Raw genomic sequence first — 25,985 nt, 5'->3', positions numbered from 1 at the left:
GACCGTGTACGCAAGACACGATCTCGTCTGATCATGCTCTGTGTCCACATCGAGCGTCCGGTATGTGGAAAACTCCGGTGGAGATCCGCGCCAGCCATACAAGGAACTGTCTGCCAAAGCTGTCTCATCCACTGGCAGGTCTTATGCTGCTGCGGGCATGACCCAAGGCTTATTCTGGTAAATGGCTACCTCCCGGAAGCCCATCTGCCGGTATGCCCAGAAACGGTGCAGGCCGTCGATCACCATGCCGTTGACACTGACAAGGGGCGGAAATCCCGCTTCACCCGCCTGCAGGAGTTTCAGATAGTGCCGCGCTTTTTCCATATCCGCAGGCTCTCCGGCGTTCAGCTGGTCCATCGGCACCGTCAATTCCTCCCACTCGCAGGCGCGGATAAAGCCGCGGTCCTGCTCTGGATATTCCTGCTTCCACAGATTTTCCAGGCGCATGGTAATAAAGTTTGAAGTCATATCCAAAATGTTCACACCTTTTGAGGCCGCTTCATTGCGGGCCTTGTAGAAGTCGTCCACGCCCTTGAATGTCATATTCCAGTTCATCATACGGACCCGGAGGCCTGGTAGGCCCTGTACCGTTTCCATGATCTTTCCCAGGGCGTTTCGCACCCGCCAGTTGACCAGTTTATCCATGTCCAGGGCGACCACGACCTCTTCCAGATCCTCCATGGACTGGAGCGCATCCTTGAGGCCGGCGATGGCTGTCACGCCCGCAAAGCAGAGAAAGAGCGCATCGTGGTCCAGGAAGCTGGCCACATCGCCTTTTAAGCCGCCCTCTGTGAGATAGGCGGTCTTGGCATGGATATTCCCGGCGACATGGATATAGGAGTGGCCGCGGGTCCCGTGGGCCATGCCGCGGCTGGAGAGCCAACGGTACTTTCGATCCGGTTTGGTCTCATCGTCCAGCCGGATCTGGAGGCCCTGGATCGAACCGTTCCTGTCGCGGCACGGCACCAGAAGCCCCGAATGGCCACGAATGTCCCAATATCCCCGGTCCACATAGAAGCCCGGGACGCCCTCCAGATCGTGAAAGTCGGAAAGGATGCCCGCCAGGAGCCGCCGGGCGGAGCCGGACGCTGGTAGAGTGCGGTACATGTTTTGTTCGATACGCTCCTCGCTCAACCCCCGGGCCAAAAGGTCGGCCCTGTGCTTGGGGGAGAGCTCCAGGTGCATGAGCATATCATAGTAGACATCGTGCCGGACGGCCAGGGAGCTGGGCTCCCGCTCCGCCGGTTTTTGTGACAGGGGCTGCTGGGGAAACCGGTAAAGAACACTGTCCTCCGATAACGCCCGAAACGCCTGCCGGTTTGAGAGGCCCTCCATCTTAGCGTAGAGGGACACGCTGTTCCCCTTTTCTCCGCAGAGTACACAGCGGAAGATATTTCTGGTGGTATTGAGAAAGAGATGGTGCTTTCCTGGCCCGTTGTCGCCGCAGAACGGGCAGGAGGCTTCCACCTCCTCCCGTTCCAGCGTGCGATCATTCAGGACAAGCCCACATTTTCGAGCCACGTTCAAAATGGGGAATTCCTCATAACAGCGGTCTGTGCAATGCTTGCCCATAAGAGGCTGCCGCGTTATGCGGCTTTGGCCCCGGCGGGGGCGTCTGTGATCTGAACTTGCAAGGCGGCGCCTTTGACCACCTTGGCAACGAATACCTGACCGGTGGGGCGCACATTGTCTATGACGGGCACAGATTCCACATCATCAATGAATGTGGGATACACAACGCCCAGCAGGCGCTTGATCAGCTCCGCCACCTCCAGGCCAGCTCGGATCTTTTCTGAGTGAGACAGGCAGAGGTAATCACGGCCCTCATAGGTAAACCGGAACACAGCCTTGACCTCGCCCGTGGTTTTTACCACATCGTAGAGAGAGATGGCCACCCGGTTCATCTTCAGCTGGGAGAAGCTGATCGCCACCCGCTCGGAAATGTAACATGCCAGAGCGGTGATGATCTCTCGCTTTTGCTGGATCTGCGCCTGCAGCTGCCGGATATCTTCCTGCTGCTGCTCTGCTGCGGCCGGAGAAGCCTGCACCATCTCGGAAAGCACATTGATCCGGGCTTCGGTCTCCAGAAGCTGCGTTCTGAGGGCTTCCAGTTCCATGGCTTCCTCCTGTGTGAGCATCCCGCACTCCCGGTCCAACTCAACGCCCTGGATCTCGCTGTGCAGGCGGTCAAGCTCTTTCTGACGGCCTGCTCGCTGCTGCTCAGCCTGCGCCACCGTCTGTGCGCGCTGCTCAGAGAGTGATTTCAGCTCCGCCTCGCACGCGGCAATGTCGTCATTTTGGTACTGTTCAAAAACGGCCTGGGCTTTGGTGTCCAGAGCCTGGATTTCCTTGAGCTGGGCGGTGAGCTGACAACCCTCCGTTTGAATATTCCGGAGGGAAACGGCAAACTCATCTTTCACCTGCGGCAGGTTCTGTTCTGTTACAGTCTGCCGGCACAAGGGGCATTGCACCCCGGCTTTCAGACCGTCATGGATATGCCGGAGGCGGTTAAATTCCGCACTCAGGGTCTTGATTTTGGCCTGTACTTGGACCAGAGGTTCCTGATACTTACTGTGGTAAACCTCCGCCTTGCGCTGGGCGAGTTTGCTGGTGATTTCCCGAAGCTTGGTATCCAGCGCCTCGGTATCAGCGACTTCCGGTGCTTCCCGTTGCAGTTCTTCGTATCGGGCATACAGGTCAGCCAGCCGATCTTCCAGGCTGCTTCCGTCAAACCCTGTTGTTCGTTTGGTCTCCAGTTCATCGATCCGCGTCTGGAGTTGTGTACGATGGGCCTGTGCCTCCATAAGCTCCTGGGCCTGTGCCTTTTGCTGTTCACCATGTAAGGCGATCTTGCCCTGTATGCCTACTATGTCCCGCTCCAGGTCAGTCACCTGGCCGCGCAGCTGCTTGGCATAGGCTTCGGCGGACAGGAACTTCTGTTGTTCCAGCAAGCTCCTATTCTGCTTACTGAGCTGGGAGAACACTTCCTCTTTGGATATCTCCGGCAGATAACGCTCCAGAAGGTCGCGGCCCTTGGCGCCCAAAACTCCGATAAAGTATTGGGGATTGAACATGGACAAAAAGAGGTCACGCTCCCCAAAGAGAGAGAAAAGCTCTCCCTGCCCCATAGGCCGCCCATCCAGAGTGATGGACATTTTGTCATCTTTTCGACAGCGGGTAAGGGTTCTCGTTTTTCCGGTTCCATCCTCAAACACCAGCTCCACCGTCAAATCGCGCGTGTGCTGATGGTAGAGGTGGTCAATTTTGCTGCCGGCGTAGAAACCCACGCCGGTGATGGCGAAGGCAATGGCATCCGCAATACTGCTCTTTCCAACGCCCATGTGGCCGGAGATGACATTCATATTGCCGAACTGAAATGTCCGGCTGTCCGCATAACCCTTGAAGCCGCTGATGGTAAGCCGGGTCACACGAAACTCTTTGATTGGCTGAATCATGGTTTTCCTCCTTATTACGCTGCCTGCGCTCCGCCCAGGTCCATAATCTGATAGGATTCCAGGATGTAGAAGGTAACACCATTGTTATGCTGGGTCGAGAGCTGGACGTTTGTGAGCATGAGTCCCGGTGCCAGGCGGGCATCTGCGCCGCGGGTATAGGCCTGGAAAAGCTGCCCGGCACTGTCCCGAACCTGAACGCTGGTACGGCTGTTGCCGCTCATGGTAGGCTTGAGGACCGCGCCTGTCACCATATAGCATCCGGCCGGGATGCCGGTAGATGATATCTGACCTTGGAAAGGCTGTCCCTGTATCTGAGGGGCTTGCTGTCCGTCCTGCCGGTGGGGATCGCCACATGGATTGGCAGACTGGCCCCGGTCGTAATGGCCCTGTCTGTCCTGTTCGCCGGGGTGGTCCTTTTTCTGCTGGAGTGACTGCACCCACTGATCGTGGACGATGTCCAGGGCGGGGCGCTCGTTATTGCAGATCACATACCCTTTTCCCCTCTGCTCAATGGAGACCCATTTTTGCGTCATACCGTAGAGATACCGTCCGATGCCCCACTCAACTGCGGCCCGCTTCATACTGTCGCTAAGGCCGCCCTTGACGGACTCAATGTCACTGTCATCGGCCCCATCCCATTTAGTGAGCCAGTCTTTCAGCTCAGGAAGATAGATGGAGATACCGCAAAGCTGCGCCTTTTCCCCCTTCCAGGGGACGAAGTCATTGTGCCAGCCGTCGATGCCGACAGTGCTGTCCAGTCGATTTTGGATAGCTCGGTTGGTCACATAGGGGACCGCCAAGCCGCTGGTCTTTGCTGTATTGGTGGCGGAGACCCGCCACTCGATGTCGGCGCTCTGAAAGGGGGCGGAAAGCGCCTCTTGCAGCTCACGTGCTGATTTTTGCCACATAAAAGCTCTCCTTCTTGTAAGATATTGGTGGATAAACGAGGTGTGCATCTTACTTCACGCGGCGCTGATAAAATCGCGCAGCGTCCTCCCGTTGGGGATCAAGATGTCCGAGTAGTAATAGGCCGGGTCCTTATCCTTCAGGTGTTCCATGAGATCCCGATAGCCCAGGCCCAGTTTATTGTTGGACTCGCTGTATGAGTGCATATTGTTTGGGATACTCAGCAGAAAGGCGGGAAGATGATAAGCCTTATGCTGCTTTTTATAAATAGGCAATGCGTTGGCCCCCACACACAGTGAACCATCGCTGCTGGTCACATTGGAGAAAGGGTAGTAATACATGGTGGTCTCCGGAGTGGGTGTTTCATCCGCCACTACCCCGATCCGACACCGGGAGACCTTTCCCTCATTGCTTATGGCAAAGCCAAACACCAGACGTGGAATGGGAAACTGGGGATAGGGCGTGTCGTAGACGGATACATCGGCATACAGCTTCGGATGCCAGAGAACGATGCGCTTTTCTTCCGCATTTTGATAGACCGACAGGGTGTTCAGCGGCAAAAAACCGCTGGCATATCCCGGCTCCGAGACCATGACACTCTGTTTGAAGGACTGGAGCAGTGCCTCCGCCGTAATGTTTTTCCGGGAGAAAATGCCGTTTTCATTCTCCTCCACGGTGATTTTGCCCTGTTTGGGTGAGATTCGGATAATAAACTCACTATCGTCTATCATTATGCGGCCTCCTTGTGTTCGTTAGGGGGAGTGAGCGGCAGCGGAATAACTTTATCCGCCGGCTGAGCTAGCTTTTCCTCTAATTGGCTGATTTCACACGCGCAGATATCGAGGATCGTGCAAAGAGCCTCCGGGATATCCTCATAAGAGTCGAACTCCTCAAAAAGAAAAAGCACAAGTTTTGGGCCTTTTCTGTCTTTCGTTCCGTCTACCCAAAGATAGTCGTAGCAATAGTTTGGGAACTGCATGGCGCCATGGATGGCGTTTTCCATCTGACGGACAAAGTCGTTTTCGATCCGCGAGATTCCGTACCTGGCTTCATACTCCCGGCACAACTGGTCGAACCGGTTCAACAGAGGATCGCGCAGCACAAACGTATCTCGATCTTCTTCATACTCCGTGCGGGACATCTTTTTCCCTTCCTGGTGGTAGACTCGGGTATCCTGAAAAACACATTCACAGGCGCACTGTTCCACAAGACACTGGCTGTCCCAGCTCAGGCCCGTGTCCGCACCGATATAATCGAAAAGGCGGTCCAGCTTCCCGTGGTCGTAGAGCAGTTTTGCAATGCTGAGGATCGACACGCTGGCCCTCAGAATGTCTTCATTGATGTTCATAGCATCTTCTCCTTACAGGAACACTCTTGTTTTGATGCTGGATGGAGGAATCTCTCTGAGGCGTCTGTTGAGAGAGCAAATGGGATACTGAAGCCGCTCCCACCAATCGAAATAGTCGATCAGGATACACAGAGTCCCATTTTCCATAGGTGATGGGAGGGTATCATGGTGGAAAAAACAATCATAAGCCTTTTCCTGCTGCTGTCCGGCAACCAGACTGGCGTTTGCCTCATCCTGCTTGCGCTGCCTGAGCGCACTTTGAACTCTATTCCGAGGCATAGGCCAGCACCTCCTGCGCTACCGCAGAATATGCTTTCGCCGCGGGATTTTCTGGCTCATATTCAAAAATACTCGCCGCGTCGATGGGATGCTCCGCAACGCGAATGGAGAAATCAATGGGGGCGGAGAACACGGTAAACGCGTCGCCGTAGTCAGCCTGGATCTCATCCTGGATACCGCGACACAGGTTTGTGCGGCCCTGATACATGGTCAACAGGATTCCGCCCACCGTGAGGGTTGGATTGATCCCCTGCTGGATGGTTTTGATGACTTCCAGCGTATCGGCCATATCCTCCATTGCCAGGTAATGCGCCTGTACGGGGACGATAGCTTGGTCTGCGGCGGCCAAGGCGTTGATCGTCAACAAGTCCATGCTGTGACCACAATCAATCAGGATGTAATCGTACCGATCCTGAAAATACTTCAGGACTTGGGCCATGACCAATTCACAGGGGGTACCACCACTGTTACCGCCCCGATACCGGCTGTTCATTTGCAGAGCTACCAGCCTGCTGGACACAGCAGCCAGCTTTGAGTTCGCCGGGATGTAGTGGACGCCTTCTCTTTGGATAACGGCCTTATCTGCAAAGAGCTCAAACTCCGTATCGTCCAAAGCCGCATTCATCAGATTTGCCAACGTGTACTTGATGGTCTTCGGATCAGCCCGCATGACCTTTGTCAGGTCTCCCTGCGGGTCGTTATCCACAAGAAGGACACGTTTTCCCGCAGCAGCCAAGGCGGCGCCCAGATTGGCGCAGGTGGTTGTCTTTCCAACACCGCCTTTTGAGTTCGTGATCGCCAGAGTAATCGCCATCCTATTACCTTCTTTCTGTTCCATAAAGTTAAATCCCGGAGTCAAAACCTCCGGCTAAGCCGGAGGCTTGAGTAGGCCCTATAAGGGCCTGATACCGGCTAGCATCTCAAGATGCACCGAAATATCTTTCGTCTGCATCATGTGCCCTACCGCTATTCAAATAGCGAAGCTTTTTCTATAGTTACCTCCTACTATTCGGAGGTCGTCTACTTGTCAACTCGCTTCGCTCGTAGCCTGAAGTTAAAACTTTTTACTCTCACCAGCAGAGCTGGTGGTTCTGTTCGCTAAAGCTACCCAATAGAAAACGCCCACTCCGGTATTTCGGAGTGAGCGTTTCACACCCGCTCCGACATAGCCCTCCTTTCATCAAGGGGTTGGAATGTCGGAGCCTATAAAGATGGCAAATTAGTTTGAGATTTCGGACAAAATCAGCAAAAACTCCAGCCATTCATAGAGGTTTCCGACTTTGTCTTATTATATCTCATTCCTCGATACGGCGCACAATACCAGTCGCTTTCATATCCAAACTCCTCCTGCGGTTATGGTTACAGCTCTTAGTATCCGCAGGTTTCTTTTGCCTATGCAGGAAGAGCGGGTGGTTTCATTTGGAAACGCGGGCTGTTGCGGCAGCGCGCAAAAGGCCCCCCGGAGCACAGCTCCGGGGGGCGGCGGGACAGTGTTACATTCTCTCCTCCACCACTTGGGCCTTGATCAGGTTGGTGGTGCCGGAGCGGCCCAGCGGCACGCCGGCGGTGATCACCACGGTGTCTCCCGGCTTGACGGCGCCCTCCTTCCGGGCCACGTCCACCGCCAGGGAGAACATCCGGTCGGTGGAGTCCACCTCGCCGGACAGGTAGGGATGCACGCCCCAGGAGATAGCCATGCGGCGGCGGGTGGATTCATCCTGGCACAGCGCCACAATGGGGCAGGCCGGCCGGAACCGGGAGATCACCTTGGCGGTGTAGCCCGATTTGGTGGGGGCCAGGATGGCGCTGGCACTCAGGTCCATGGCGGTCAGGCAGCAGGTATGGGTGATCGCGTCGCTGATGCTGGAGATGCCGGGGAGCAGGTTGCTCTCCCGGAAGCGGCCCCAATAGTCAATGGCGCCCTCGGCGGCCACCACGGTATCCACCATGGTCTCCAGCGCCTCGATGGGGTACTTGCCGGAGGCGGTTTCACCGGAGAGCATGACGCAGGAGGTGCCGTCAAACACGGCGTTGGCCACGTCGGACACCTCCGCCCGGGTGGGACGGGGATTGCGGATCATGGAGTCCAGCATCTGGGTGGCGGTGATCACCGGCAGGCCGGCCCGGATGGTGGCCTTGATCATCTTTTCCTGAAGGATGGGCACCTCATGGGCGGGGATCTCCACCCCCAGGTCGCCCCGGGCCACCATAATGCCGTCGGCGGCGGCGATGATGGCGTCGATGTTCTCCACGCCCTCCCGGTTCTCAATCTTGGCGATGATGCGGATGTTGTCCCCGCCGTGCTTGTGGAGCTCGGCCCGGATGTCCTCCACGTCGCTGGCCTTGCGGACAAAGGAGGCGGCGATGAAGTCAAAGTCATGCTCCGCGGCGAACTTCAGGTCCTCCCGGTCCTTGTCGGTGAGGGAGGGCAGCAGGATATGTACGTCGGGAATATTGATGGACTTGTTGCTGGACAGGGGGCCGCCGTTCTCCACCTCGCACTGGATGGCGTGGCCCTCCACTTTCTGGACCCGCAGCTCAATCAGGCCGTCGTCCACCAGGATCCGGCAGCCGGGCCCCACCTCCTTATGGAGGTTCTCATAGGTCACCGAGACCTGGGTGGCGTCGCCGGGCACATCGTCGGTGGTCAGCGTGAAGGTATCCCCCTGCTTCAGGCTCACCGGCCCATTGGCAAAGGTTTTGATCCGAATTTCAGGACCCTTGGTGTCCAGAATGGTGGCCACAGGGGCGCCCAGGGTATCCCGCACCTTCTTGAACATATTCAGCCGGGCCAGCTGCTCGGCATGGCTGCCGTGGGAGAAGTTGAAGCGGGCGGCGTTCATGCCGCTCCGGACCAGCTTTTCCATGGTCTCCTCATTGTCCACGGCGGGACCAAGGGTACAGATGATCTTTGTTTTTCTCATAGCGCACCTCCGTTGGGTAAGCGATTTTGTCTGTCAGCTTTTTCACAAATACGGCACCATCATACACCTTTTAGGCCGTTTTGGAAAGAGACAATCTGCCTATTTTTTTGCACAAGGCCAGCCGACACAACACCGCACCCACGCAGCCGCACAAAATACACCCCATCAGCATCAGATTGGCCCCTCCCAGATCCAGGGTCCAGCCGGCCAGCAGGCCGCCCAGCATCCCGCCCAGGCCGTTGGAGGCCACCATCATCACCGTCTGCCCCCGGACCCGGTCGGCCTCGGGCACCGACTCATTGACAAAATATACCGACGCCGGGGTAAACAGGCCGTAGCCCAGCACCTGGATGGGCTGCACCAGCAGCACGCCCAGATAGCTGGTGGTACACAGCAGCAGCACCCCCTTCAGGGTGCCGAAAAGCATGCTCAGCATCACCAGACGCCCGCTGCCCAGACGCCGCAGCAGCCGGCCGAAAAACAGGGCGGTGGGCAGCTCGGAGGCCCCCATGAGAAACAGGGCCAACCCCAGATCCGCCTGGCTACCCCCCCGGCTGGTGACGATATTGACCAAAAAGTTGGACAGTGGCATAATCCCCGTCAGCCCCAGCAGCACCCCCGCCAGCATCAGGGTAAACCGTGGGTTGCTCCGCAGCAGGGAGAGGGCCGACTGGGGCTGGGTCTCGGTCTGCTCCGCCGTCCGCTTTTCTCCCCGGTAGGGGGGATAGGCGGCCACCAGCGCCGCCTCGGCCACCACCAGCAGCAGATGGGTGAGCAGGGTGCTCTCCAGCCCCAGGCGCCCCACCTGCAGCCCCAGCAGCACGCACACCACCGCGTAGGCCAGAGAGCCGATCCCCCGGCCCAGGCTGTAGCGGATGGGCACGCCGTCATTGATGAACTGGACGGCCATGGCGTCCATCAGGGGGTAGGAGGACACCTCCAGCCCGCCGATCACCGCCCACACCAGGGTGGTCTCCCACAGGCCCATGCCGGGGGAGAGCCAGTACCAGGCCCCCGCCCCCAAAGAGAGCACCAGGGAGAGGGAGACGATCCACTTCAAAGGCACCTCCGGGTGGCGGTCGGCGAAGCCCCCCAGCAGGGGCTGGCACACAATCCCCGCCAGACAGCGCACCGCCGTCATCAGTCCCGCCTCCCCGTTGGTGAAGCCCCGCTCCAGCAGCAGGGCGGTCTGGTAGGCCACAATGGAGGCGAACATGGCCCAGAATCCCGCCTGCATCAAAATATAGTGCAGGTCCAGCCGCCGGACGGACGGGGTCTTTCGTTGCAGTTCCAAGCCGTTCACTCCGTTGTATCAAAGTTAAACATGTTGTCCAGGCCGGTGCTGCTGGCGGTATACAGGGTGAGCACCAGGTCCGGCTCCAGCTCCCGGATGGTATCCATCAGGTCCCCGGAGAAATAGCGCAGGTCAATGGTGGTCAGCTCCGAGCAGGACAGGGCCAGGAAGGGGGCCAGAGCGCAGGAGAAGGACTCCCGCAGCAGCACCACCTTGGGGCCCTTGGGGTTATTGTGGTTGACCATGGTGGCCATGGCGTAATCCCCGCCGGAATAGTAGGTGTAGGGATTGCCGTTGAACCAGTCCCGCTCCTCCACCCGCTCGGGGAAGCACACCGACTGGGCAAAGGGTCCGGAGCGGTCAAAGCTGCCGTCGCTGTTGGTGTAGGTCAGATTGGTGTCAAATTTGGGGGTATAGATGGTGAAGTCGTCCACCCCGGCGTACAGACTGCCCACCCGCTTGCCCTGGCTGCCCAGGAAAAAGTCATCCAGCACCCGGGTGCTCCAGTTGTTGGGGTTGGTCAGGATCGACGGCGTCTCGTAACCGTAGCGCAGGTCCAGCTCCCCGCTCAGGTACTGCCAGGCAAAGAAGGCCGCCTCCGGCTTCCAGTGGTGGTCGGTGCGGAAAAACCAGTTGGAGTAGATGCCGTTGCTCTCAAACACCGGCCGCAGGTCCAGATAGTCCACCCCCAGCCGGTCCAGCTCCGCCAGATAGGCGTCGCAGGTGGCGTTGCCGCTCTCCTCCAGACCCCGGGGCAGCAGCTCCGCGCCCCGCTGGATCTTCTGGGGCGCGGCGATATAGAGATAGTGGATGCCCCGGACCTCCAGCTTGGCGGCCAGCTCCGCCGTGGCCTGGGCCCGGCGGCCCACCGCCTCCTGGTCCACCTGGCCGGCGGTGCCCAGGTTCACAAAATTCAGGGCGCCGGTGGACAGCTTAGCCACCGTATTGCCCGCCACCATGTCCTGGATCACCCTCCGGCCGGAGAGCCGCTGCACCCCGCCGTAGAGCTGAATAAACAGATGGTCCCGGTCCAGGTCGCTGTTCACCGCGCTCTCCGCCTCACTGAGGACGGCGCCGGGGTCCCGCTCCCGGACGGCGGACTTGAGCAGCCCCTCCAGCTTCCCCTCCCCGCCCACAAAGGCGGTGAGCACCAGCGTCAGACCGGCCGCCGTCAGCAGGAGAAACAGGAGGGCGGTAATGGTATTGCGTCGTTTCATAGGTCCCTCCCGTCAGAAATTGAAGTAGATAAAGGGGTTATAGGTCCCCTTGATGATAAAGCTGGCCGACACCAGGAAGATGGCTGCCGCCAGCAGGGCGTAGCCCAGATCCAGCGCCACGCTCCGCAGCCGGCCTGCCCGCTGGGCCAGGGCGGGGGCCACCGGCGCGGCAAACACCGCCCCCGCCAGCAGCACCGTCCAGTTCTCCCGGAAAAACAGGCCGGTCTCGGCGCTCCACAGCCCGGCCCCCCGGCCGAACATGGCGCTCAGAAAGCCCGCCGCCTCCCCCGGACCGTCCGCCCGGAAGATCACCCAGGCGAAATTGACCATCAGGAAGGTAAACAGCCACTGGCACACCGCTGGCCAGCCCCGGCCCAGATGGCCGTATTTCTCCAGCACCAGCAGCACGAAATAGAACAATCCCCAGACGATAAACGTCCAGTTGGCCCCGTGCCAGATGCCGGTGAGCAGCCATACCACAAACAGGTTGCGAATATGCTTTGCTTTGGAGGATACCCGGCTGCCCCCCAGGGGGAAATAGACATAATCCCGGAACCAGGTGGACAGGGAGATGTGCCACCGCCGCCAGAACTCGGTGACCGACCGGGAGATATAGGGATAGTTGAAGTTCTCCAAAAAGTGAAAGCCGAACATCTTGCCCAGGCCGATGGCCATATCGGAGTAGCCGGAGAAGTCGTAGTAGATCTGCAGGGTGTAGCACAGAGAGCCCAGCCAGGCAAAGGAGGTGGTCAGCCGGTCCGCCCCCTCCAGCAGGAAGGCCCGGTCGGCCACCAGGGCCAGCTGATTGGCCAGCAACACCTTTTTCCCCAGGCCCACGATGAACCGGGTGCATCCGGCGGCAAAGTCGTCCCAGGTCTCCTTCCGGTGGTCGATCTGGTCGGCCACCGTCTCATACTTGACGATGGGGCCGGCGATGAGCTGGGGAAAGAAGGAGATGTACAGCCCCACCTTCAGGGGGGAGCGCTGGGCCTGCCCCCTCCCCCGCTGGACATCCAGCACGTAGCTCAGGGCCTGGAAGGTGAAAAAGGAGATGCCGATGGGCAGCTCAATGCCGGGGATCACAAAGGCTCCCCCCAGGCGGTTCAGAATACCCAAAGTAAAGGTCAGGTATTTAAATATAAACAGGATACCAAGATTGAACACGGCCGCCAGCAGCACGGGCACCTTTGTGCCCGTGCCCGCGGACTGTCCGCGGGCCACCCACAGCCCGAAGCCGTAGTTTGCCGCGATGGAGAGCATCATCACCAGCACGAACCAGGGCTCCCCCCAGGCGTAGAACACCAGGGAGGCCAGCAGCAGGAAGATGTTCTGGGCCTGCCGCCACCGGCGGAGGAGCAGGTAGTAGACGATGAGCACGCCGGGCAGGAACAGGAACAGGAATACCGAACTGGAAAAAAGCACAGGGTCGCCTCCTTTTAGTGCTTGTCGGGCACCAGCTCGATCCAGTAGCCGTCCGGGTCCTCGATGAAGTAGATCCCCATGCCGGGGTTTTCAAAACAGACGCAGCCCATGGCCCGGTGCCGCTCCAGCAGCTCGTCAAAGCGGTCGGTGCGGAAGGCCAGGTGGAACTCCTGCTCCCCCAGGTCATAGGGCTCCGTGCGGTCCCGCAGCCAGGTCAGCTCCAGCCGGAAGTCGCTCTCCCCGTCTCCCAGATATACCAGCCGGAAGGAGCCGTCGGCAGCGTTCTTCTCCTTTACCGGCTTCAGCTCCAGGGCCTCGCTGTAAAACTTCAGGGACCGCTCCAGGTCCAGCACGTTGAAATTGAAGTGATCAAATCGCAGCATGTCAAAACTCCTACTTTCTTTCAAATTTCCTTGTCATTGGCCTTTTTGTCGATAAACTCCGGCCGCAGCTTGCTGTACAGGATCTTCTGCTCGCTGTACAGGCCGTAGTAGCCCGACAGCATATAGGACACCGCCAGGCACACCGCGAACAGGCACATACTCTGGCCGGTGAACAGCCCCAGGCTGTCCCCGGCGAAGAGCTCCAGAGCCAGCAGCAGGGAGCTGATGGGGCAGTTGGTGACGCCGCAGAACACGCACACCATGCCCAGCCCCGCCCCGAAGGAGGGGTGGAGCCCCAGCAGGGGGCCCACGGTGCAGCCGAAGGTGGCCCCGGTAAAGAACACCGGCACAATCTCGCCCCCCTTGAAGCCCGCCCCCAGGGTGATGGTGGTGAAGAGCATCTTGAGCAGGAAGGCCTCCGGCCGGGCGTGGCCGCTCACCGCCGCGTGGAGCACTGCCTCCCCGGCGCCGTTGTAGTCGTAGCTGTCCGGGTTCCACAGCCACACCAGGAAGGTGAGCGCGATCACCAGCGCGCCACCCGCCGCCGCCCGGGTGTTTGGGCCGGGCAGATACTTCTCGTACAGGTGGGGGGCGGCGTGCATCAGCCGGCAGAAGCAGATGGACAGCAGGGCGAACAGGATGCCCAAGCCGATGACCTGCAGGAGGGTGAGAGGGCTCAGGTTGGGGATCCCCTCCAGGGTGAAGGCGGTGGCGGGCACGTGAAAGAGCTGGGCCATCCACAGCCCCACGATGGCGGACAGGACGCAGGGCACCATGGCGGCGTAATAGAGCACCCCCACGCTGGTGACCTCCATGGCGAACATGGCCGCCGTCAGGGGGGTGCCGAACAGGGCGGAAAAGGCGGCCGCCATGCCGCACATGGTAATCACCCGGCTGTCCTTGTCGTCCAGGCGCATCCACCGGCCGATTTTGGAGGAGATGGAGCCGCCGATCTGGAGGATGGCCCCCTCCCGGCCGGAGGAGCCCCCCACCAGATGGGTGATCATGGTGGAGAGAAACACCAGCGGCGCGGTACGCAGCCGCAGGGGCTTGTTCTCCCGCACCGCCACCAGCACGAAGTTGGTGCCCCGGTCCCCCGCCATGCCGCACACCCGGTAGAGCTGCACGATGGCCACGCCCCCCAGGGGGAGCAGCCACAGCAGCCAGGGGTTTTGGTGGCGCAGGTCGGTGACCATGGAAAAGGCGTAATAAAAGGCCGTGGCCACCCCGCCGCACACCACGCCGCAGATGGCCGCGAAAGCCAGCCACTTGATGAAGGTGAGAGCCTGGCCTGCCTGGGTGAAGCGCCCCGGCGGGCGCTGCTGTACTGCTTGCATCCTCGCTCATCCTCTCCCTGTACACTGGGGCTATTATAACATGGATACCAACTTTTTTCCGCATTCTTATGGATTTTTTTCATGGCTGTGCTATACTGGATTTCGTATTACTGCTGATTCGGGATATTGTGAAGAGGAGGAATTGCCTTGCAGCCCCCATTATGGCCTCAAATCGCATTGCAGGTCATACTTCTCCTGCTGACCGCCTTTTTTTCCGCCGCCGAGCTGTCCATTCCCGCCCAGGATGAGGGCGCCCTCCGCCGCCAGGCCCAGGAGGGAGACCGGAAGGCGGCCCAGCTGCTCAGGCTGGCCGGCCGCCCGGTGCGCACCCGGGCCACCATTCAGCTGTGCGTCACCCTGTCCGGCTTCTGCTCCGCCGCCTGCGCCGCCCTGTCCTTTGGCCTGCCCCTGGGCCGGTGGGCCGTGGCACGCTGGGCCCTGTCCGGAAACGGCGCCTACGCCGTCCGGGTGCTGGCCGCCGCCGGGGTCACCCTGGTCACCGCCCTTATCGTGCTGGCCTTCGGCTCCGTGATCCCCCGGCGGGTCTCCCTCCACCGGGGAAGCCAGGCCGCCCGCCTCACCTGCGGGGCGGTGGCCGCCCTGTCCGTGCTCCTGCTCCCCCTCACCGCCCTGCTGGAGGGGATCAGCTCCCTGTTCCTCCGGCTGCTCCACCTGGACCCCCACCCCGACCGGGCTCCGGTCTCTGAGGAGGGCATCCGCAAACTGGTGGACATCGGGGAGGAAAAGGGGGCCATTGAGCGGGACGAGAAAGAGATGATCGAGAACATCTTCGAGTTCAACAACATGACCGCCGCCGACGTAATGGTTCACCGCACCGACATGGTGATGCTCTGGGTGGACGACACGGCGGAGGAGATCCAGCAGACCATCGAGACCTCCGGCCTGTCCCGGTTCCCGGTGTACGAGGAGGACGCCGACGACGTCATCGGCATTCTGAACACCCGGGAGTGGCTGCTCAACGCCCGGAAGGACCGGCCCAAGCCCCTGCGGGAGCTGCTGCGCCCGGCCTACTTCGTCCCCCAGTCGGTGCACACCGACATGCTGTTCCAGGATATGCAGAGCAAAAAGGTCCACCTGTCCATTGTGGTGGACGAGTACGGCGGCACCGCGGGCCTGGTGACCATGGAGGACCTGCTGGAGGAGATCGTGGGCAACATCTACGATGAGTTTGACCCCCAGGAGGACCAGGAGATCATCCCCCTGGGGAACGACCGGTGGCGGATTGCCGGCTCGGCCGAGCTGGAGGACATCGCCGCCGCCCTGGGGGTGGCCTTCCCCGAGGACGAGGAGACCGAGACCCTGGGCGGGCTGGTGTTTGCCCAGCTCAGCGTGATCCCCGAGGACGGCAGCCACCCCGAAGTGGAGGCCTACGGCCTGCGCATCCGGGTGGAGGAGCTCACCGACCGCCGGGTGGAGTGGGCCACCGTCACCCGGGCCGCCCCCGCCCCGGTGGAGGAGCCCGCCCAGGTATAGGACACAGCCAGCAAACGGGACGCCGGAGGCGTCCCGTTTGTTTTTTTCGACCGCTTCTGTGACAAAGCCCCCGCCCCGCTCGTATCTAAGATGAAGGGATTCACACAAGGGGGGACGCCTATGGACAAAACCAGTTTCACCGCCGCGGTGGAGCGCTATCAGGATATGGTCTACCGGGTGGCGCTCCACGTCCTGGCCAGCCCCCAGGACGCGGACGACGCGGTGCAGGAGGTCTTTCTCAAGCTGTACACCGCGCAAAAGCCTTTTCAGGGGGAGGAGCACCTGCGGCGGTGGCTGCTGCGGGTGACGGTAAACCACTGCCGGGACGTGCTGCGCAGCCCCTGGCGGAAGCGGCGGGCCTCCCTGGAGGAGCTGCCGCCCCAGCCGGTGTTCCAGCAGCCGGAGCAGGAGGCCCTGTACCAAAGCGTGATGGCCCTGCCGGAGATCTACCGCATCGTGCTGGTGCTGTTTTACTACGAAGAGCTGTCGGTGCGGGAGATCGGGGCCCTGCTGAAGCTGGAGACCTCGGCGGTGACCACCCGGCTGTCCCGGGCCCGGGCCAAGCTGAAGGAGCAGTTGGGGGAGGTGTGGCAGGATGAGTAACCGTGACTTCTATCGGGAGACCTTTTCTCAGGTCCACAGCTCCGCCCAGATCCGCTGGGAGGACTTTGCCCAGACTCGCAAGCCCCGGCGGAAGAAACCCGTCCGGCGGCTGTGGCTGCTGGCGGCGGTGCTCGCCCTGCTGGCCGCCCTGTCCATCGGCGCGGTGGCCGCCCACCTGCTGGGACTGCAGGATCTGCTGCTGCCCCAAAATCAGCCCGCCCCTTCCGGCCAGCCGTCGGTACAGGAGCAGCAGCTCAGCCTGTCCGGCTATATCAACACCCCGGAGAGCCAGGGCCTGGCGGAATGGAATGAGTTTCTCTCCTCCTACGACCCGGACGGCGCCATCCTCAACGTGGTGGGCAACTATGTGGACCCGGCCCTGGCCCAATATCACTGTTACCTGGTGTACACCCAGGAGATGGCGGACAAGCTGGAGGAGATCGCCGCCAAATATACCCTGAGTCTCCACACCTGGAACCATGTGGTGGAGGACCAGGGGGAGTGGGTCTCCCTGCTGGGGGATTTTCTGGGGGACAACACCGCCTACAGCGGCAAGATCTACGAGGACGGCACCTTTCACTATGACGGATATCTGACCACCAGCGAGGGCAGAGAGCTAAACTATCAATTCCGCCGCAGCGTCAAGGGCGCCCTCAACGACGTGTACCTGCCTGTGGGCGGCCTGTCCGCCTACGAGGAGTGGTACTACAAGACCGGCGCGGGTTGGGAGATCACCCTGGACCTGGGGCCGGACCGGGGCTTCCTGCTTACCGACCTGGGAGACAGCTTTGTCTTTGTCAACGTGCTGGCGGGCACCGATCAGGGGATAACCAAGCAGGACATGAAGGACCTGGCGGACAGCTTTAACTTCTCCCTGCTCACCCCCGTACAGCCTCCGGACCAGTCCCTTGGGGAAGCGGAGCCCCAGGAGAGCGGCCCGGCTGTTCTCCCGCTGTCCGCCCAGCTTGAGCAGGTCCTGTGGGAAGACCGTCCGTTCTATGACGCCGACTACAACAGGACCCTTACCCTCTCCCAGTTCCTGACAAAAAGCGCCCCGGAGGGCAGCCAGCTGGCGGCGGACGCCTTCACCACCATCGATCTGGACCGGGACGGCGCCACAGAGGCGGTGCTGCGTCTGGTTTTGGACTCGGGAGCCCACCACGGCTGGGAGGTCCTGCGCCAGGGAGAGGACGGGACGGTCTACGGCTATATCCTGACCCCGGGGGAAATGCTGGAGCTGAAAAGCGACGGCAGCTATTGCTACTCCTACAGCACCTCCAGCGGATTCGGCCGCATGTTTTTTGCGGACACCGACGCCAGCGGCCAACCTCAGCACAGCCGGGGCACCGCGCCCATGGGCTCGGTGGACACCGTTACTGACGCCGACGGCGCCGCCTATACCGACTGGTATCTGGACTACCGCTCCGTCACCCAGGCGGAGTACGAGGCCGCCCTGGCGCTCCAGCGGGGCAAGGAGGACATCTCCTGGCGTTTTCTCTACGAAACACAGGCTCCATAAAGAACGGGAGGGGCGGCCTATACGGCCGCCCCTCCCCTTTTATTATACCGAAAGAAATTTTTCCACCGCGTCTCCGGCCTGGGAGAGAAAATCCCCCTCCATGTCCAGCCAGAGCACGTCCTTATCCTTTTTGAACCACACCACCTGCCGCTTGGCAAAGCGCTTGATGGCACGGCCCAGCTCGTCCTTCAGCCCCTCCAGGGTGGGGATCTTTCCGGTGAGATACCAGAGGATGTAGCGGTATTCCAGACCCAGCCGGTCCAGAAATTCGTCGCTCACCCCGGCGGCGCGAAGACCCGCCACCTCGTCGATCATCCCGGCGTCAATACGGGCCTGGAGCCGCTGATCAATGCGCGCGCACACCGTCTCCCGGGGGAAATTCACTCCCAGCAGCAGGCAGTCGTACCGAGGGCAGGCCCTGGGGGCCTCCCAGCCGCCGGACAGGGCCTTTTCCACCGACCGCATCAGCCGGTGGCGGTTGTTTTCCTCCCCGCCGGTGAGGGTGACGCCGGTCTTTTCCCGCAGGATGGCGTACAGCTCGGCGTTACTCTTGCCCTCCAGCTCTTGCCGCAGGGCGGGGTCGGGCTTGCTGTCGGAAAACTGGAAGCCCTCGGTGACCGCACGGACATACAGCCCGGTACCTCCCACCAGAATGGGGACCTTGCCCCGGGAGAGCACATCGTCAATGGCGGCGTAGGCCGCCGGCTGGAAGTCGGCCACCGAATAAGGCTGCCCCGGCTCCACCACGTCCAGCATATGGTGGGGGATCCCCCCCATCTCCGCTTCCGTCACCTTGCCGGTGCCCAGGTCCAGGCCCTTGTACACCTGCCGGGAGTCGGCGGAGATCACCTCGCCGTCAAACCGCTTGGCCAGCTCCACCCCCAGGCCGCTCTTGCCGCAGGCGGTGGTGCCCAGCACCACCACCAGCTTGGGCAGGCCCCCCGTCATACCTGCGCTCCGTGGGCAATGGCCCCAAAATCCTGGAAGGGCAGCAGCACCCAGACCGCCCGGCCCAGCACGTACCGCTCATCCACCGTGCCCAGGGTCACGTCCCGGCTGTCGGAGGAGTGGTTGCGGTTGTCTCCCATGACGAAAATGGAGCCCTCAGGCACCACCACGTCGGAGATGCTCTCCCCCATGGGCCGCTCCATGGGCTCGTTGATATAGGGCTCGTCCAGCGCCACCCCGTCCACCGTGACGGTGCCGGCGTCATAGTCGATGACCACATGCTGGCCGCCGGTGGCGATCACCCGCTTGACGATGGGGCCGTCGGCGGCGTCAAACTCCTTGGTCAGCACCACCACGTCCCCCTGCCTGGGGGTATATCCGATACTCTGAAGCAGCAGCATGTCCCCTTCGTGGAGGGTGGGGACCATGGAACTGCCCGACACGCCGATGATCCGTCCCACAAAGGTAAAGACCAGAATCAGCAGCACCAGAGCGGCCACCAGCGCCTGGAGCCAGAAGTACAGGTCCAGCTTCAGGGAGTCGCCGCCGGACAGCTCCTCCTTCTGCTCCGGCTGCTCATGTTTATCAAGTCTCAATCTAATCAGCTCCGTAACCGTGAATAGACCCATTATAATGCACAAAATCCCCGATTGCAAGGGAAGGATGTCTCACCCTGCCGGTCCAAAATTCCGAAAGGGAAACAGCACCCAGACCACCCGGCCCAGCACATACCGCTCATCCACCGTACCCAGAGTCACGTTCCGGCTGTCGGAGGACTGGTTGCGGTTGTCCCCCATGACAAAGATGCAGCCCTGGGGTACATCCACCGAGGCAAGATTTTCATAGTGGGGCGTTACCATCCACCCGTCCAGGTAGTGTTCGTCCAGGATCCGGCCGTCCACCGTCACGGTGCCGGCGGCATAGTCGATTTCCACATGCTGGCCGCCGGTGGCGATCACCCGCTTGACGATGGGGCCGTCGGCATACTCAAATTCCTTGGTGAGCGCCACAATATCCCCCTGCCTGGGCGTGTAGCCCACGCTCTGGAGCAGCAGCAGGTCACCCCGCTCCAGGGTGGGCAGCATGGAGATGTTGTCCACCACAATGATGCGCCCCACAAAGACAAAGAGCAGCGTCAAAACAGTCAGTATCGCCACCGCCGTACCCAGCCAGAGGTACAGCTCTTTTCTCCAGCCGCCGGCGGATTGCTCCCGCCTGTCTTCGCTCATTTTGCCTGTTTCCCTGTCTGCCAGGCCGCCTCCCGGCCGTGGCAAGTGAACAGCAAAATCTGTCGCTCCTGTCCCAGCTCCTCCAGGGTCTCCAGAGCCAGGGCCATCCGCGCATCGTCAAAATTGGCCAGAGCGTCGTCCAGCACCAGGGGACAGGGCTCCTCCCCCGGCAGCACCAGCTGGCACACCGCCAGCCGCACCGCCAGATAGAGCTGATCCGCCGTACCACGGGACAGGGTGAGGGCCCGCCGGGGCAGCAGGCCGTCGTGCTCCTCCGCCAGGGCCTCGAACTCCCGGGTGAGGGACACCTTATCATATTTTCCGCCGGTGAGCTTGGCCAGCAGCTCACCCGCCCGCCGGTTCAGGGAGGGAGAGAACCGGGCCTGGAGCCCGGAATGGGCCTTCTCCAGGGCCTCCAGCGCGGCGGTGAGGGCGGCGTGCTCCCGCTTGCGCCGGTCCAGCTCCTCCAGAATGGCCTCCCGCCGGGCGGTCAGCTCCTCCCGGTCTCCCAGGGAGTTCAGCTCCCCCTGGGCCATGGCCAGACCGCCCCGTAGCCGGGAGAGCTCCCCCTCCGCCCCCTCCAGCCGGGCGGCGGTATCCGCCGGGTCGAAGCGGGGCTCCACCCCGTTGTCCTCCAGGCCGTCCTCCGGCCGGGGCAGGCTGTCCGCCAGATTCCGGGCCCCATCCAGCCGGGCCTGGGCGGTGGAGAGCTGCTGCTCCAGATAGAGGGCCTTGGAAATGGCGGCCGACACCCCAAAGGCGTTGGTGACGCTGGGGGCAAAGGTGTGGACCAGCTCCAGCAGCTGGGCGCGGGTCTGCTCGTCCTGCTGGACCAGGCTGTTCAGGGCCTGCTCCGCCCCCTCCCGGCGGCGGGCGGCCTCCTCCGCCACCCCCCAGCGCTCCCGGTAGGCGCTGGCCCGGGTGAGGATCTCGTCGGCGCTCTGGACCTCATAGCGCTCCAGCAGCTCCTGCCGGAGGTCCTCCATCCGCCGCTTGCCGACGACGGCGGCCAGCAGCAGGGCCACTCCCGCCGCCCCCAGCACGCCGCAGGCAGCGCCCCCCAGCCAGAGGGCGGGGAATACCCCGGCAAAGCCCAGGGCCAGGGCTGCGGCGGCCAGCGCCAGGGCGGCGATGCCGCCTCCCAGCAGGCCGGCGGTATGGCCCTTCCGCTCGGCGGTCCCGGCGTCATCGCTGGCCTGCTGCCAGGCCTGCTCCGGGGTCAGGCCGGAGAACAGGGGGTCCTGAGCGGCCATCCGGGCCTCCGCCTCCCCCTGGCGGGCCTCCTCCAGCTGGCTCTCCGCCTGCTTGCGGCTGATCTGCAGGGCGTTGAGCTGGTTCACCTGGGCCTGGGCCCGCTGGAGGGTATCGGTGTCAGGGAGGGTGCCGAAGCGGTCCCGCTCGGCCTGGAGCCGGTCCACCCGGGCCTGGGCCTCCGCCAGGGCGGCCTGCCCCTCCTCCCACCGTTTCCGGCGGGCGGCCATAGCCCGGGCCAGGTGGGCCTGCCGCTCGGCCAGCAGCAGCTTGTGCTCCCGCTGGAGCTTGTCCAACTCCCGCTTGGCCTCCTGGGACAGGCGGAAGGCCTTGGCCTGCCGGGCCAGAACACCCTCCACCTCCGCCAGCTCCCCCTCCAGCCGGGGGATCACGCCGGTCTTGTTGTGCTGGCGGCGGTTGCGCCAGTCCCGCAGCACCCGCTCCACCTGGGAGTAAGACACGTCCTCCTCCCCGCTGGAGGCCAGGGCGGCGATGCGGGCCTCCAGGGCGGGGGCGCCGTCGATGGCGGTTCCCCCCTGGCCCACAAAGGCCGAGCGCTCAAAGACCTCCCGGGGGGCCCCCAGAATGGTCTCCCCCACGGTGTCGGCGGTGAGGCCGGGCACCGGCTCGCCGGTGCCGGTATACACCGCCTCAAAGGCTCCGAAGGGGCTGTTGCCCTTGGGGCCCCGGCGGAGGGTGATGGCCTCCCCCCGCCACAGCAGGTCGATGGCGCCCTCCATGGCCGCCCCGCTCCAGGGCTGGTAGCGGTTCTTTTCGGCGATATAGCCCTGCTTGTCCCGCTCCTTGGTGTTGATGCCGTAGAACATGGCCCGCAGAAAGGCGGACCAGGTGGACTTGCCCCCCTCGTTGGGAGCGGTGATGATATTCAGGCCGTCCTTCAGGACCAGTTCCCGGTGGTCCAGGCCTCCAAAGGTGGCGCGCATATTCACAATTCTCATGGGCAGGGGTCCTCCCCGTGTTCCAGGGCCGCCAGCGCAAAACGGGCGGCCAGTTCTCTGTCCTCCAGCTCCTTTTCCCCCTTCAGGGCCCGGAGCACCAGCCCGGTGAGGCTGTCCTCCCCCGCTCGCTGCCACAGGTCCCGGAGGGGCCGGGTATTGTCCCGGACACTGACGCTGAAATAGCTGGGCTGGGCCAGGGCGGTGAGGGCGGCAAGGTCCGGAGCCCCAAAGCTCCGCTGGCCGGTGAGGAGGATCCGGCAGCAGTCCCCGGAGGGAGAGGGGGGCAGCACGGCCCGAAGTGCCTCCTCGGCGCTGTCTTTGCCGGTGACATCGGCCTCCACGATCTCATACCGCCGCCCGGCCAGGGGCACAAAGCGGGCGGACACCGTGTGGTCGTCCTCCACCGTCACGGAGAGCACGCCCTTCTCCCCCGTCTCGTCAAAGCCCCGGCCCTCGGGGCAGCCGGGATAGGCCCAGCAGGTCTCCCCCGCCCGCTGCAGGCCGGAACAGGCGTGAATGTGGCCCAGGGCCAGATAGGTCAGGCCGCTTTCGGCGATGTCCTCCGGCCGGATGGGGCCGTACCGCCCCTGGCCCGCCACATCCCCGTGGAGGGTCATCAGATGGATTCTGCCATCCCGTGGGGCGGAGAAGCCCATGAGGGGGGAGCGGTCGGCCTGGGGGGTGGTGAAGGCCGCCCCGTGGACCACACAGCCCAGCTCCGGCAGCTCCACCCCCTCCGGCTGGACGGAGGTAAAAATATGTACGTTGTCCGGCCACGCCGTGCCGGCGTAGGCCGACCGGGGGCCGTAGGGGTCGTGGTTGCCGGGGGCGATGAACACCGGCGCTTTGATCTGGCCCAGGGCATGGGAGAGGGCCTCCACCGTCTCCTGGTAGGTCTCTCCCCCGTCCAGCAGGTCGCCGGACAGCAGCACCAGGTCCGCCCCCTCCTCCTCCGCCAGGTCGGCCAGCCGGGAGAGCAGCTGCCGCTGCTCGGCCCGCCGCTGCCGGGCCTTCTCCGGGGAGAGGGCGGCAAATGGGGCGTCCAGATGGAAGTCTGCCCCGTGGATGAGTTTCAACATGGCTCCGCCTCCTTTCAGTCCCGGATATCCACCCGCTCCACTTCCACGCAGCGGCGGGTATCGGTGTCAATGGAGAACACCACGCTCTCCAGCTTACAGGGGCCCTCGGCGGGCTCAAACCGCCGGGGCAGTCCCCCCAGGAAGCGGTTGATGGCCTGCTCCGGCCGGATGCCCAGCACGCTGTGGGCGGGGCCGGTCATGCCCAGGTCGGTGATAAAGCCGGTGCCCTTGGGCAGGATCTGCCCGTCGGCGGTGGGCACGTGGGTGTGGGTGCCCCAGAGGGCCTGTACCCGGCCGTCCAGGTAGTACCCCATGGCCCCCTTCTCGCTGGTGGCCTCGGCGTGGAAGTCCACCAGCACGATGTCGGCCCCCTCCATCCGCTTCAAGATCCGGTCGGCGGTGGTGAAGGGGTTTTCAAAGTTGCTGTCCATTTCGCACCGGCCGATGAGGTTGATCACCCCGATGCCCAGGCCCTCCGGGCCCTCATATACCCCCCAGCCCCGGCCGGGCACCCGGTTGGTGTAGTTGGCCGGGCGGAGGGTGTAGCGGTCGTCCTCCAGGAAATCGGCGATCTGGATGCGGTTCCAGGTGTGGTTGCCCAGGGTGACCACGTCGGCCCCGGCGTCAAAAATGGCCCGGGCCTGCCGGGGCAGGATGCCCACCCCGGAGGCGTTCTCCCCGTTGACCACGGTGAAGTGGACGTTTTTCAGCTTTTTCAGCTGCCGCAGGTGGCGGTCCAGGCATTCCAGGCCGCCGTCCCCCACCACGTCGCCTACCGCCAAGATATTCAGGATCATAGTCTGCCTCCCTTTCTAAACGAAGTCTATTATATGTGATTTTGGGCAAAAGGGCAATTCCCGATTGTGCTGCCGGAATTGTTCAGCTTTTGTAATGCATTTCCTGGGCGGTTGTGGTAAAATATGTGGGAAAAGGAGGCTTTTTGATGAAACAAGTCTTACTCTGTCTGCTTCTGGCCCTGTCCCTCACCGCCTGCGGACAGGCTGGGTCCACGGCAGAGGTATCCGGCCTACAGCCTGAGCTCCAAGCTGTGGCGCTTGAAAACAAAACCGACGGTGATTCCGCCGGCCACGCCCAGACCCCGGCGGCCCAGCCCGATCCCACCCCCACGCCCACGCCGCCCATCACCCAGGAGCAGCTGCAGCAGGCGGTGGAACAGGCCAGGGCGGATTACGGCGCCACGGCCATCCAGGCGGCGGTGATCCGGGACGGCCAGGTGGCGGTCCAGGCGGCCTCCGGCTGGGCGGTGGAGGACCAGATCACCCTGACCACCCGGCACAAGATGCGCTGCGCCTCCCTCACCAAGGTGATGGTGGGCATCAGCGCCGGGGTGCTGATAGACGACGGCACGCTGGACCCCTACGCCGACCTGTCCGGCTACTGGGGGGTGACGGCCCGCAATCCCTCCTACCCCGATACCCCCATTACGGTGGACATGCTCCTCACCCACACCTCCACCCTCAGCGACGCCAGCGGCAGCCTGTCCGCCCTGAAGGGGACCGCCGCCCGGCAGCGGCTGGCGGGGAGCGGCTACACCGGGGGCAAGCCGGGCGAGCTGTCCAGCTGGTCCTATAACAACTACGGCTTTTCCGTGCTGGGCATGACCCTGGAGCGGGCGGCGGATCAAGTGCTGGACGACGTGCTGGGGGAGGCCGTGCTCACCCCCATGGGCATCGACGCCGCCTTTGAGGCGGGCAGCGTGGACGACACCGGCCTGCTGTGCGCCCTCTACTATCCCGGGAACAGCCTGTCCCGCACCGTCTCCACCCAGAAGAGCTATGTCTGCATCCAGCAGCCGGGCTACCGGGGCAACTTCTTCGCCGGCGGCTTCACCTGCAGCGCCGGAGAGCTGGCCCAGCTGGTGGCCATGCTGGCGGAGGACGGGACCTACCAGGGCCAGCAGTATCTCTCGGCCGAGACGGTGGCCTATCTGGAGCAGCCGCTGGGCCAGACCCCCGACGGCTTCTACCAGTGCCGCCCCCTGCGCTACCGGGAAAATATGTACGGCCGGGACCGCATGTACTACCACACCGGCTCGGCCTACGGCTTCTACGGCCTGCTGTCCTATGACCCGGACACCGGAGACGGCGTGGTGGTCTTTACCACCGGTGCCAGCGGCGTCACCGACAGCTACGGAGTCTACGCCGTGTGCGGCCAGGTGGCCCAGGCGGTGTACGGCTGATTGCCTGTAAGGAGGAATTTCATGTTGTCTAAACCCCTCTCCGGCCTGGCGCTGATCCTGGCCGTCACGCTGACGGGGTGCGCCGCTGGAGCCGCTTCCACCGCAGGCGTCCCCACGCCCGCTCCGGCCACCCCCAGC

The 25,985-nt window shown here is 62.6% G+C and carries 22 protein-coding genes; 4 read left to right on the top strand and 18 right to left on the bottom strand.

What is annotated here, in order from left to right:
- Positions 1 to 141 precede the first annotated feature (141 nt).
- The 12 genes from B5F88_RS10775 to B5F88_RS10715 all read right to left on the bottom strand — a co-directional run bounded on the left by B5F88_RS10775 (position 142) and on the right by B5F88_RS10715 (position 14,565).
- Positions 142 to 1,521, bottom strand: a complete 1,380-nt coding sequence (locus B5F88_RS10775; protein WP_242959739.1) for a hypothetical protein — start codon at positions 1,519 to 1,521, stop codon at positions 142 to 144.
- Positions 1,522 to 1,586: 65 nt separating this feature from the next.
- Positions 1,587 to 3,455 (bottom strand): AAA family ATPase, encoded by a 1,869-nt coding sequence (locus tag B5F88_RS10770; protein WP_087345681.1) that lies wholly within the window; start codon positions 3,453 to 3,455, stop codon positions 1,587 to 1,589.
- A 14-nt stretch (positions 3,456 to 3,469) separates the two neighbouring features.
- Positions 3,470 to 4,363, bottom strand: a complete 894-nt coding sequence (locus tag B5F88_RS10765) for a Rad52/Rad22 family DNA repair protein (protein WP_162612166.1) — start codon at positions 4,361 to 4,363, stop codon at positions 3,470 to 3,472.
- A gap of 54 nt (positions 4,364 to 4,417) precedes the next feature.
- Positions 4,418 to 5,092: a hypothetical protein gene (locus B5F88_RS10760; RefSeq protein ID WP_087345677.1), complete on the bottom strand. Its 675-nt coding sequence runs from the start codon at positions 5,090 to 5,092 to the stop codon at positions 4,418 to 4,420.
- Complete coding sequence (locus B5F88_RS10755; RefSeq protein WP_087345674.1) at positions 5,092 to 5,709, bottom strand: hypothetical protein; 618 nt, start codon at positions 5,707 to 5,709, stop codon at positions 5,092 to 5,094. Before B5F88_RS10755 ends, B5F88_RS10760 begins: the two co-directional genes overlap by 1 nt.
- 265 nt (positions 5,710 to 5,974) lie before the next feature.
- A complete protein-coding gene (locus tag B5F88_RS10745) occupies positions 5,975 to 6,826 on the bottom strand; it encodes a ParA family protein (RefSeq protein WP_087345668.1) in 852 nt (283 codons plus the stop codon).
- Positions 6,827 to 7,481: 655 nt separating this feature from the next.
- Entirely contained in the window at positions 7,482 to 8,912 is a 1,431-nt protein-coding gene (gene pyk, locus B5F88_RS10740; protein ID WP_087345665.1) for a pyruvate kinase, read from the bottom strand.
- 70 nt (positions 8,913 to 8,982) lie between these two features.
- Positions 8,983 to 10,215 carry an MFS transporter gene (locus tag B5F88_RS10735; RefSeq protein WP_242959738.1) on the bottom strand — a complete coding sequence of 411 codons (1,233 nt, stop codon included), beginning with the start codon at positions 10,213 to 10,215 and terminating at the stop codon, positions 8,983 to 8,985.
- Complete coding sequence (locus tag B5F88_RS10730; RefSeq protein ID WP_087345663.1) at positions 10,212 to 11,423, bottom strand: DHHW family protein; 1,212 nt, start codon at positions 11,421 to 11,423, stop codon at positions 10,212 to 10,214. The genes B5F88_RS10735 and B5F88_RS10730 overlap by 4 nt, the downstream gene beginning before the upstream one ends.
- 12 nt (positions 11,424 to 11,435) lie before the next feature.
- On the bottom strand, positions 11,436 to 12,845 hold the full coding sequence (locus B5F88_RS10725; protein ID WP_087345659.1) for an MBOAT family protein: 1,410 nt from the start codon (positions 12,843 to 12,845) through the stop codon (positions 11,436 to 11,438).
- Positions 12,846 to 12,859: 14 nt separating this feature from the next.
- Complete coding sequence (locus B5F88_RS10720; RefSeq protein ID WP_087345655.1) at positions 12,860 to 13,228, bottom strand: VOC family protein; 369 nt, start codon at positions 13,226 to 13,228, stop codon at positions 12,860 to 12,862.
- Positions 13,229 to 13,248: 20 nt separating this feature from the next.
- Positions 13,249 to 14,565 carry a chloride channel protein gene (locus B5F88_RS10715; RefSeq protein WP_087345651.1) on the bottom strand — a complete coding sequence of 439 codons (1,317 nt, stop codon included), beginning with the start codon at positions 14,563 to 14,565 and terminating at the stop codon, positions 13,249 to 13,251.
- 147 nt (positions 14,566 to 14,712) lie between these two features.
- Between B5F88_RS10715 and B5F88_RS10710 the strand changes: the two genes are divergently transcribed.
- The 3 genes from B5F88_RS10710 to B5F88_RS10700 all read left to right on the top strand — a co-directional run bounded on the left by B5F88_RS10710 (position 14,713) and on the right by B5F88_RS10700 (position 18,181).
- Positions 14,713 to 16,059: a hemolysin family protein gene (locus B5F88_RS10710; protein ID WP_242959736.1), complete on the top strand. Its 1,347-nt coding sequence runs from the start codon at positions 14,713 to 14,715 to the stop codon at positions 16,057 to 16,059.
- Between the two features lie 120 nt (positions 16,060 to 16,179).
- Complete coding sequence (locus B5F88_RS10705; RefSeq protein ID WP_087345648.1) at positions 16,180 to 16,662, top strand: sigma-70 family RNA polymerase sigma factor; 483 nt, start codon at positions 16,180 to 16,182, stop codon at positions 16,660 to 16,662.
- Positions 16,655 to 18,181 (top strand): hypothetical protein, encoded by a 1,527-nt coding sequence (locus B5F88_RS10700; RefSeq protein ID WP_087345644.1) that lies wholly within the window; start codon positions 16,655 to 16,657, stop codon positions 18,179 to 18,181. Before B5F88_RS10705 ends, B5F88_RS10700 begins: the two co-directional genes overlap by 8 nt.
- 42 nt (positions 18,182 to 18,223) lie before the next feature.
- On the opposite strand, the gene miaA is transcribed toward B5F88_RS10700, so the two are convergent.
- The 6 genes from miaA to B5F88_RS10670 all read right to left on the bottom strand — a co-directional run bounded on the left by miaA (position 18,224) and on the right by B5F88_RS10670 (position 24,444).
- Entirely contained in the window at positions 18,224 to 19,129 is a 906-nt protein-coding gene (gene miaA / locus B5F88_RS10695; RefSeq protein ID WP_087345641.1) for a tRNA (adenosine(37)-N6)-dimethylallyltransferase MiaA, read from the bottom strand.
- The gene (lepB, locus tag B5F88_RS10690; protein WP_242959735.1) at positions 19,126 to 19,725 is read right to left on the bottom strand and encodes a signal peptidase I; all 600 of its coding nucleotides are present in this window, start codon (positions 19,723 to 19,725) and stop codon (positions 19,126 to 19,128) included. Before lepB (B5F88_RS10690) ends, miaA begins: the two co-directional genes overlap by 4 nt.
- 72 nt (positions 19,726 to 19,797) lie before the next feature.
- Positions 19,798 to 20,358: a signal peptidase I gene (lepB, locus tag B5F88_RS10685; RefSeq protein ID WP_087345634.1), complete on the bottom strand. Its 561-nt coding sequence runs from the start codon at positions 20,356 to 20,358 to the stop codon at positions 19,798 to 19,800.
- Positions 20,355 to 22,568 carry an AAA family ATPase gene (locus tag B5F88_RS10680; protein WP_087345630.1) on the bottom strand — a complete coding sequence of 738 codons (2,214 nt, stop codon included), beginning with the start codon at positions 22,566 to 22,568 and terminating at the stop codon, positions 20,355 to 20,357. Before B5F88_RS10680 ends, lepB (B5F88_RS10685) begins: the two co-directional genes overlap by 4 nt.
- Entirely contained in the window at positions 22,565 to 23,647 is a 1,083-nt protein-coding gene (locus B5F88_RS10675; protein ID WP_087345627.1) for a DNA repair exonuclease, read from the bottom strand. Before B5F88_RS10675 ends, B5F88_RS10680 begins: the two co-directional genes overlap by 4 nt.
- Positions 23,648 to 23,661: 14 nt before the next feature.
- Positions 23,662 to 24,444 carry a TIGR00282 family metallophosphoesterase gene (locus B5F88_RS10670; RefSeq protein WP_087345623.1) on the bottom strand — a complete coding sequence of 261 codons (783 nt, stop codon included), beginning with the start codon at positions 24,442 to 24,444 and terminating at the stop codon, positions 23,662 to 23,664.
- Between the two features lie 146 nt (positions 24,445 to 24,590).
- Here B5F88_RS10670 and B5F88_RS10665 point away from each other — a divergent pair, with 146 nt between their 5' ends.
- A complete protein-coding gene (locus B5F88_RS10665; RefSeq protein WP_087345620.1) occupies positions 24,591 to 25,847 on the top strand; it encodes a serine hydrolase domain-containing protein in 1,257 nt (418 codons plus the stop codon).
- Positions 25,848 to 25,985: the final 138 nt, after the last annotated feature.

The sequence above is a fragment of the Flavonifractor sp. An306 genome, assembly GCF_002159455.1.
Lineage (GTDB): Bacteria > Bacillota > Clostridia > Oscillospirales > Oscillospiraceae > Flavonifractor.
The sequence above is the reverse complement of the archived record's forward strand: the minus strand, read 5'-3'. Positions and strand labels throughout refer to the sequence as shown.